The organism is Pseudomonas sp. 13B_3.2_Bac1, from assembly GCF_025466205.1.
Taxonomy (GTDB): Bacteria; Pseudomonadota; Gammaproteobacteria; order Pseudomonadales; family Pseudomonadaceae; genus Aquipseudomonas; species Aquipseudomonas fluorescens_H.
On the sequence record NZ_JANLOG010000004.1, the window covers coordinates 22341 to 31107 of the forward strand.

General features: G+C 61.6%; 8 protein-coding genes. 4 read left to right on the forward strand and 4 right to left on the reverse strand.

Annotated elements, in window-relative coordinates:
- Together argA and argE are read right to left on the reverse strand one after the other, a co-directional pair.
- Window positions 1–1299 carry an amino-acid N-acetyltransferase gene (gene argA, locus NTD85_RS00530; RefSeq protein WP_003229273.1) on the reverse strand — a complete coding sequence of 433 codons (1299 nt, stop codon included), beginning with the start codon at window positions 1297–1299 and terminating at the stop codon, window positions 1–3.
- Window positions 1300–1570: 271 nt separating this feature from the next.
- On the reverse strand, window positions 1571–2728 hold the full coding sequence (argE, locus tag NTD85_RS00535) for an acetylornithine deacetylase (protein ID WP_262141162.1): 1158 nt from the start codon (window positions 2726–2728) through the stop codon (window positions 1571–1573).
- Between the two features lie 156 nt (window positions 2729–2884).
- Between argE and NTD85_RS00540 the strand changes: the two genes are divergently transcribed.
- Entirely contained in the window at window positions 2885–4255 is a 1371-nt protein-coding gene (locus NTD85_RS00540) for an inorganic triphosphatase (protein WP_003229277.1), read from the forward strand.
- A 121-nt stretch (window positions 4256–4376) separates the two neighbouring features.
- Here the strand turns inward: NTD85_RS00540 and NTD85_RS00545 are convergent, their stop codons facing one another.
- The gene (locus NTD85_RS00545) at window positions 4377–4841 is read right to left on the reverse strand and encodes an Lrp/AsnC family transcriptional regulator (RefSeq protein ID WP_027610503.1); all 465 of its coding nucleotides are present in this window, start codon (window positions 4839–4841) and stop codon (window positions 4377–4379) included.
- 126 nt (window positions 4842–4967) lie between these two features.
- Here NTD85_RS00545 and NTD85_RS00550 point away from each other — a divergent pair, with 126 nt between their 5' ends.
- On the forward strand, window positions 4968–5306 hold the full coding sequence (locus NTD85_RS00550; RefSeq protein WP_226500863.1) for a hypothetical protein: 339 nt from the start codon (window positions 4968–4970) through the stop codon (window positions 5304–5306).
- 90 nt (window positions 5307–5396) lie between these two features.
- The gene (locus tag NTD85_RS00555; protein WP_003229281.1) at window positions 5397–7181 is read left to right on the forward strand and encodes a GspE/PulE family protein; all 1785 of its coding nucleotides are present in this window, start codon (window positions 5397–5399) and stop codon (window positions 7179–7181) included.
- Between the two features lie 4 nt (window positions 7182–7185).
- On the opposite strand, the gene NTD85_RS00560 is transcribed toward NTD85_RS00555, so the two are convergent.
- Window positions 7186–8163 carry a hypothetical protein gene (locus tag NTD85_RS00560; RefSeq protein ID WP_262141164.1) on the reverse strand — a complete coding sequence of 326 codons (978 nt, stop codon included), beginning with the start codon at window positions 8161–8163 and terminating at the stop codon, window positions 7186–7188.
- Window positions 8164–8301: 138 nt separating this feature from the next.
- On the opposite strand from NTD85_RS00560, the gene NTD85_RS00565 reads away from it, so the two are divergent.
- A complete protein-coding gene (locus NTD85_RS00565) occupies window positions 8302–8619 on the forward strand; it encodes a DUF2388 domain-containing protein (protein WP_003229284.1) in 318 nt (105 codons plus the stop codon).
- Window positions 8620–8767: the final 148 nt, after the last annotated feature.

Here is an 8767-nt window from a genome sequence, read left to right on the forward strand (position 1 = left end):
TCAGAGGGTCTTTTCGAAGATCTTCGAGTTGCGCTGATAGTTGTACAGCGACGCCCGCGCCGCCGGCAGGCGCTCGACGCTGCTAGGCTCGAAGCCACGCTCGCGGAACCAGTGCGCCGTGCGAGTGGTGAGGACGAACAGGGTTTTCAACCCTTGCGCCCGGGCACGGGTCTCGATGCGCTCAAGCAGCTCATCGCCGCGACCACCATGGCGATACTCCGGATTCACCGCCAGGCACGCCAGCTCACCGGCATCCGAATCGGCGATCTGATACAGCGCCGCACAGGCAATGATCATGCCTTCACGCTCGACCACGCTGAACTGCTCGATCTCGCGCTCCAGCACTTCACGCGAACGGCGCACCAGAATCCCCTGCTCTTCCAGCGGACTGATCAGGTCGAGCAAACCGCCGACGTCTTCAATCGCCGCCTCGCGCACCAGCTCGAATTGCTCCTGGGCCACCAGCGTACCGCCGCCGTCACGGGTGAACAGTTCGGTCAGCAGCGCACCGTCCTCGGCATAACTGACGATATGGCTGCGCGCCACGCCGCCACGGCAGGCTTCGGCGGCGGCATCCAGCAATTCCGCCTGATAGTTGTTGCCCAGACGTTGCAAATGCGCCGGCACCTGCTGCGGACGCAGTTCGCGCACCAGTTTGCCGTTCTCGTCGATCAGACCGAGGTCGGCGCCGAACAGCAGCAACTTGTCGGCCCCTAGGTCAATGGCGGCGCGGGTAGCGACGTCTTCGCAGGCCAGATTGAAAATTTCACCGGTCGGCGAATAACCCAGCGGCGATAGCAGCACGATCGAACGCTCGTCCAGCAGGCGATTGATACCTTTGCGATCGACCCGGCGCACTTCGCCGGTGTGGTGATAGTCGACGCCTTCGAGCACGCCGATCGGCCGCGCGGTCACCAGGTTGCCGCTGGCCACCCGCAGACGCGAACCCTGCATCGGTGATGAAGCCATGTCCATCGACAGCCGCGCTTCGATGGCGATGCGCAACTGGCCGACCGCGTCGATCACACATTCCAGCGTCGCCGCGTCGGTGATGCGCATGCCGTGATGGTAGTGCGGGGTCAGGCCGCGGGCGGCGAGGCGGGTTTCAATCTGCGGGCGCGAACCGTGGACCAGCACCAGGCGCACGCCGAGGCTGTGCAACAGCACCAGGTCGTGGACGATGTTGCCGAAGTTCGGATGCTCCACGCCGTCGCCGGGCAGCATGACGACGAAGGTGCAGTCGCGGTGGGCATTGATGTAAGGGGACGCGTGACGAAGCCAATTAACGTATTCGGGCATGAACCTGGGCCTGTAATAAATAGCAGCCGGAAAAAGGGCGAAACGGAAAACGCACAGCGGGCTGATGGTTATCGTCGGAACAGGCTTGGCGACACGCGCGCTCTCCTCATGAATACGGGTTGGGGTGCTGGCAATTTACAGCGTTTGGTCAGACAAAACACAATCCCTGTGGGAGCGAGCTTGCTCGCGAAAGCGGTGTATCAGATACATCAATGTCGAATGACCCGACGCCTTCGCGAGCAAGCTCGCTCCCACATCGACATTGTTCAATTCATAGAACTTTGTCCGGGCCCAGGCAGTAATGTTCAATCAACTGCCGCAATAGATGCACGGTAGGCTGCAAACGTGACATTTCAAGGTATTCGCCGGGCTGGTGCGCACAGGCAATGTCGCCGGGGCCGAGCACGATGGTTTCGCAACCCAGGCGCTGAAGATAAGGCGCTTCGGTGCCGAACGCTACTGCTTCGGCACTGTGACCGGTGAGCTTTTCGGCGATGCGCACCAATTCGGTGTCTGCGGCCTGCTCGAATGGCGGCACTTCCGGGAACAACGGCTTGTAATCGATCTTCACCTGATGCCGCTCGGCCACCGGATTGAGCTTGCGCAGGATTTCCGCACGCAGGACATTGGGGTCCATGCCCGGCAGCGGACGCAGGTCGAACTCCAGCGAACACTGGCCGCAAATGCGATTCGGGTTGTCGCCGCCATGAATACAGCCGAAGTTCATGGTCGGTTGCGGCACGCTGAACTGCGGGTTGTTGAATTCACGCTGCCACAACAGACGCAAACCGCGCAGTTCGCCGATGGCATCGTGCATCGCTTCGAGGGCGCTGTGGCCCAGGCGCGGATCCGACGAATGGCCGCTCTGCCCGAGGATGTCGATGCGCTCCATCATCACACCTTTATGCAGGCGGATCGGTTTGAGCCCGGTCGGCTCGCCGATCACCGCCGCACGGCCCAGCGGCTTGCCGGCCTCGGCCAGTGCCCGGGCACCGGACATCGAGCTTTCTTCATCACAGGTGGCGAGGATCAGCAGCGGTTGCTTGAACGGTTGGTCGAGCAGCGGCTGCACGGCCTCGATGATCAGCGCGAAAAAACCCTTCATGTCGCAACTGCCCAGTCCGACCCAGCGGCCATCGACCTCGGTGAGTTTCAGCGGATCGGTCTGCCACAGCGCATCGTCGTACGGCACCGTGTCGCTGTGCCCGGCCAATACCAGCCCGCCGGGGCCGCTGCCGAAACTGGCGAGCAGGTTGAATTTGCCGGGGCTGACCTGCTGGATATCGCAGCTGAAGCCCAGATCGCCCAGCCAACCGGCAAGCAAATCGATCACCGCCCGGTTGGACTGATCCAGGCTCGGTTGGGTGCAACTGACCGACGGTGCGGCGATCAGTGCAGCGAACTGGTCTTGCATGGATGGCAAAGGCATCGCTGACTCCAACTTCCGATTTGAAGTCCATCATAGAGCCATCCGGCGCTCGGAATAAACCGCCGCAGGGCGTAGGAAGTTTGAGTCCTGTACACTGCACGGCCTTGGCAGCCACACATTCCCCCGGCTGCGCTCCCGATCCTGGATTTTCCGGCCATGCAGAAAGAAACCGAAATCAAACTCCGCGTCAGCCGCGAAACCCTCGCTGCCCTGCGCGAGCACCCGCTACTGAAGAAACGCAACAAAAATGGCTGGGAACGCCGTGAGTTGATGAACCAGTACTTCGACACCCCCGAGCGCGATCTGGCTCAAGCCAAAGTCGCCCTGCGTCTGCGCAAGGACGGTGACGAAGTGATTCAGACCCTCAAGACCCGTGGTCAGAGTGTTGCCGGTCTGTCCGAGCGTAACGAGTACGACTGGAAGTTGCCCAAAGCCAAGCTCGACGTGAAGAAACTCGACGGCGAATGCTGGCCCGAGTCGCTGGCCGAGCTGGACAAGAAAACCCTGAAGCCGATCTTCACCACCGATTTCGTCCGCGAGCGCGCGGAAATCGCCTGGGGCCGCGGCAAGGCCAAAGTGGTTATTGAAGCCGCGCTGGACCTCGGTCACGTGGTGGTCGGCAAACAGAAAGAAGAAATCTGTGAGCTGGAACTGGAACTGCGCGAAGGCGAGCCTGCCGCGCTGCTGGAACTGGCCGCCGAACTGGCCGAGACCCTGGCCCTGATGCCGTGCGACATCAGCAAGGCCGAGCGCGGCTACCGTCTGTACGACGCCAACAGCTACTCGCTGAGCCTGCCGGCGCCGCAACTGACTCCGGAAACCCAACTCGACGACGCCTTCGCCGCGCTGGGCTGGCACTTGCTCGGCAGCAGCCAGCGTCTGGCTGAACAGTATCGTTTCAACGGCCACTGGCGCCTGCTGCAGGACTGGGTCGAGAACCTTGCGGAAATGCGCGCCCTGCTCAGCAGCCTCGGCCAGGCCGCACCGCGTCCGGCCACTCACGACCTGCGCGTGGCGCTGGACGCATTGCTCGAAGACTGGCGCCCGCTGGTTCAGGTCGGCATCGAAGACGAAGACGTGCGCAAAGCGGCGCCGGAACAGTTCCTTGAGGAGCTGGAAGACCCGCGCTGGGGTCTGTTCTCGCTGACTGCGTCGCGCTGGTTGCTGGCTCGCACCTGGACCGCCGAGCGCAACACCCGCGGCAACCGCCAGGGCGCCGCGCAACTGCACAGCTGGCTGCCGCGCCTGCTCGGCGAAGAAGCCACGTCCCTGCAATTGCAGCGCTATCAGCAGCAACCGGAAGATCTGGCCGAGCAACTGCCGCGCATCGAACGCATCCAGGTCTGGCTGCACCATGCGCGTAACGTGCTGGAGATCGCGGAAATGGATCGCCTGTACGGCGAGCTGAACAAACTGGCGCAACTGGCCAACGAACCGACCATCACTGATGAACTGCTCGATGCACGCAAGCAGCAGGCGATTGCGGTTTACCAGAATCGTGCGTGGAAAATGCTGCTGCGCATGTAATGACTGTGTGGTGAGGGGATTCATCGCCGATGGACTGCGCAGCAGTCCCTGCTTTCGACTAAAGCGGGGCCGCTTCGCGACCCATCGGGGATAAATCCCCTCGCCACAGAGGCCATCCGTGCTAGACCGGGAGGCTGGTCGTCGACTTGATCTCCGACAACGCCACAATCGAGTTCACTTCCTGAATCCCCGGCACCAGCGACAGTTTTTCGAAGAAAAACCGCTCATACGCCTCGATGTCCGCCGCGACAATGCGCAACAGAAAATCCACCGCGCCCATCAGCACATAACACTCCAGCACTTCCGGAAAACCGCGAATCGCCTCGGTGAATTCGGTGAAGTTCGAACGCCCGTGGGCGTTGAGTTTGATCTCGGCGAAGATCTGCGTGTTCAGGCCGATCTTCTTGCGATCAAGCAAGGTCACCTGCCCGCGAATGATCCCCTCCTCCTTCATCCGCTGAATCCGCCGCCAGCACGGCGATTGCGACAGTCCCACCTGCTCGGCGATCTGCGCGCTGGACAGTGACGCGTCCTCTTGCAGCAAGGCGAGAATCCGCCGGTCGTAGCTGTCCAGCTCGCTATGCATAATCAATCCTCAAAATGATCATTTTACGAATCGCTCCAGTCGAGTAATCCGCGAATCCGCTCATCTTAGACAAGAAATGCCCGACACCGAATGTAAAAATTCCTCCACTGACTCTGGAGACCGGACATGCCTCACCTCGAAGCCGTGAATACCCCTGCGCCCCGCGCCGATGTGTGGAACGTCAACAACGCCCACTGCTGTGCGCGTTATCAGCTGCTCGCCGAAGCCGAGCCGGATCTGCTGGTGCGGGTGCTGAACCTGTTCGCGCTGCAGTTCCTCACGCCGCAGCAGGTCCACGTCGAACGGCTCGACGATCTGCTGTCGATCGACATCGTCATCGACGGGCTGAGCTGGCATCGCGCGCAGGTGATTGCGGAAAAACTTCGTAACCTGATCAGCGTCTGCTCGGTGAACCTGCAAAACGCTGACACGGCGTGGGCTGCGCCAGCCCAGGCGGCCGGCTGACAAATCCGGCAACGGCTTTGTCGGGTAGTGGCCCAACAGTCTGCGGGGCCACGACTATCCTTTGCGCACAGTCGTTCAAAAGGAGCCCGCATGTCCGTTCAACTCGCCACTCAGGACCGCTGGCTGGATCTCAACGATGTGTTGCGTGAACTGGTCGCCCAGGGCTTTATCAGCCAGGATTCGGCGGAGCAGGCGCTCAATGCCCGGCGCCGCCACGCGCCCCACGGCCAGCAGCATCCGCTGGAATTCATTGCCAGCCAGCAACTGGATGACCTCAGCCGTCCGGGCAAGCATCTGGATCTGGAAAGCCTGACCCTGTGGCTGGCGCAACAGGCCGGCCAGCCGTACATGCGCATCGACCCGTTGAAGATCAACGTCGCCGCCATCACCCCACTGATGTCCTACGCCTTTGCCCAGCGCCACAAGATTCTCGCGGTAGCGGTCGACCGCGACGCGGTGGTCGTGGCCAGCGCCCAGCCCTACGTCACCGGTTGGGAGGCTGACCTGACCCACGTGCTGAAGCTGCCGATCAAACGGGTCGTCGCCAACCCGGCGGATATCCAGCGCTTCAGCGTCGAGTTCTTCCGCCTCGCCAAATCGGTCAGCGGCGCCAGCAATGCCGACGCGCAGAGCGGCAACCTCGGCAACTTCGAACAACTGCTCAACCTCGGCGCCAGCGATCAGGAGCCGGACGCCAACGACGCGCACATCGTCAACATCGTCGACTGGCTGTTCCAGTACGCCTTCCAGCAGCGCGCCAGTGATATCCATATCGAACCGCGCCGCGAACAGGGCACCGTGCGTTTCCGCATTGATGGCGTGCTGCACAACGTCTATCAATTCCCGCCGCAGGTGACCATGGCGATCGTCAGTCGCCTGAAAAGCCTCGGGCGGATGAACGTCGCCGAGAAGCGCAAACCCCAGGACGGCCGGGTCAAGACCAAGACCCCGGACGGTGGCGAGGTGGAGCTGCGGCTCTCAACGTTGCCCACCGCGTTTGGCGAAAAAATGGTCATGCGGATTTTTGACCCGGAAGTGCTGCTCAAGGACTTCGATCAGTTGGGCTTTTCCGCCGACGACCTGCGCCGCTGGCAGGACATGACCCGCCAACCCAACGGCATCATTCTGGTCACCGGGCCAACCGGTTCGGGCAAGACCACCACGCTCTATACCACGCTGAAGAAACTGGCGACGCCGGAGATCAACCTCTGCACCATCGAAGACCCGATCGAAATGGTCGAGCCGGCGTTCAACCAGATGCAGGTCCAGCACAACATCGACCTGAGTTTCGCCGCCGGGGTACGCGCGCTGATGCGGCAAGACCCGGACATCATCATGATCGGCGAGATCCGCGATCTGGAAACCGCGGAAATGGCGATCCAGGCTGCACTCACCGGCCACCTGGTGCTGTCGACCCTGCACACCAACGATGCCCCCAGCGCGATCAGTCGGCTATTGGAACTCGGCGTGCCGCACTATCTGATCAAGGCCACGGTGCTCGGGGTCATGGCCCAGCGTCTGGTGCGCACGCTGTGCCCGCACTGCAAGGCGCCGCTGACGCTGGACGAGGAAGACTGGCAAACCCTGACCCGGCCCTGGCAGGCGCCGCTGCCGGGCAATGCGCAACGCGCTATCGGTTGTCTGGAATGTCGCGACACCGGTTATCGCGGACGCGCCGGGGTCTACGAAATCATGCAATTGAGCGACAGCCTCAAGGCCTTCATCACCCCCGACGCCGACCTCACCGCGATCCGGCGGCAAGCCTTCAAGGAAGGCATGCGCAGCCTGCGCCTGTCGGGCGCACAAAAGGTTGCGGCGGGGCTGACCACCATTGAGGAGGTGCTGCGGGTAACACCGCAGAGCGAACAGAAATAACCAGCTACCAGTCGAGATCATCAATCTCGGCATTGGGTTTGATCCATATCACCTGCCCATTTGGCACACGTTGCAGGATCGAGTAATTGGGCTTCAGGGTCTCACCGGTGCGCACATTTTTCGCGGTATACGTCTGGCTCGACGTCATGCGCAATGTTTGCGGCTTGCCCTGGGCTGCCCGAGTGCCTCGGGGGTACCGCCAATCACCCAGCGCCATTGGATTGCGCAACTGACCACTCCAATGCAGAGGATTGCGTTGCTGATCGAGCTCCACGGTCGCGGTCATCAACTCAATGCCCTGAATCGAAACGGACTCCGATGCCTGCCAATAGCTGACACTGTATTCGTTGCCCTGCTTCTGCACTCCACTCTTGGTTGGCCAGGCCAAACCGGCGACTTTTGCACCGGCGACCAAAGTACAGCCGTCAAACTGCCAGAGGTCGGGGCGCAACCGGGTTTCTTCGCTGAAGTTCACGGTCAGCAACGTGTCGCGGGCACAGGGCCAGCCATCAATTATCTGGTCACCGACGAGGCGCATCTCTCCGCTCGTCAGGTGATACATCTGCAGTGAAGAAACCCGCGCCCCCATGAGGGTTTGCGGCGCAGGAAACCTGGCAGTGTCCAGACTCGCCAGGCCATGGATCTGCGGTTGACCGTTCGCGTCCAGTGGATCGATGGTCATTAGATGCAACCACGTGCCCGCAGGCAATTTGAGACCCTCGACCTGAACCTCGTGCTTCAGTCTTAAATTGCGGGCAAGAGTGTCTGCGATGCTGCTGGTGATCTGGTTGATGGTCACACCGACAACCGATAGACAAAGCAGCCCCAGAACACTCACTTTGCGTGGATGACGCAACAGTGCACGACGCCACGTCGGCACACACAGCATGATCACCAGCACCGTAAGCCCGATAAAGGCCGCCGTGCATACTGTCCACACCATCACGTACATCAGAGAAATAAAAGCCAAGGCAGCGTCCATGCATGAAAAACCGGGGTGCATGGTGCCAAACTACCCTGCGTACCTCCAGCTCATCAGCTCCATGACTGAGCAGTCATGGAACCGGATCGGGTAAATGACGATCCAACGCCTTAGATAACCCCCAGGAGTCACTCAATCATGCGTCTCAAACTTGCTGTCGCGACCCTTGCCTTGCTGTCCCTTCCCGTTGGTTCAGCGATGGCCGACGGCTTTTGGCGTAACGTCATTTCCTCCGGTGCCACCACCGGTTCGACCTACCTGACCTTCAAGGATCACAAGCTGATCGTCGCCGCGCAGGACGACGCCGGCAGCTTCGTCGCCAGCGACGGCGGTATCCGCGGGCCGTACCTGGAAGCGGCGATGCAGAAAGTCCGCGCCGACAACCCGGGCCTGCAGGCCACGGACATGGAACTGGCGAATGCGATTCTGGCGAAGAATGCGGTGGAATCCGAGTAAGCCTTGCGCCGACAAAAATGCCGCTCGATCGAGCGGCATTTTTTTGCCTGTCATTCCGAATTCACCACGCCACCCTGTGGGAGCGGGGGGGGGGGGGGGGGGGGGGGGGGGGGGGCCGCCCCCCCCCCCCCCCCCCCCCCCCCCCCCC

Excerpts from the sequence above, each read along its gene's own strand:
- NTD85_RS00540 (WP_003229277.1), top strand. The coding sequence starts at position 2,885 with ATGCAGAAAGAAACCGAAATCAAACTCCGCGTCAGCCGCGAAACCCTC.
- argE (WP_262141162.1), bottom strand. The coding sequence starts at position 2,728 with ATGCCTTTGCCATCCATGCAAGACCAGTTCGCTGCACTGATCGCCGCA.
- argA (WP_003229273.1), bottom strand. The coding sequence starts at position 1,299 with ATGCCCGAATACGTTAATTGGCTTCGTCACGCGTCCCCTTACATCAAT.
- NTD85_RS00550 (WP_226500863.1), top strand. The coding sequence starts at position 4,968 with ATGCCTCACCTCGAAGCCGTGAATACCCCTGCGCCCCGCGCCGATGTG.
- NTD85_RS00555 (WP_003229281.1), top strand. The coding sequence starts at position 5,397 with ATGTCCGTTCAACTCGCCACTCAGGACCGCTGGCTGGATCTCAACGAT.
- NTD85_RS00545 (WP_027610503.1), bottom strand. The coding sequence starts at position 4,841 with ATGCATAGCGAGCTGGACAGCTACGACCGGCGGATTCTCGCCTTGCTG.
- NTD85_RS00565 (WP_003229284.1), top strand. The coding sequence starts at position 8,302 with ATGCGTCTCAAACTTGCTGTCGCGACCCTTGCCTTGCTGTCCCTTCCC.
- NTD85_RS00560 (WP_262141164.1), bottom strand. The coding sequence starts at position 8,163 with ATGGACGCTGCCTTGGCTTTTATTTCTCTGATGTACGTGATGGTGTGG.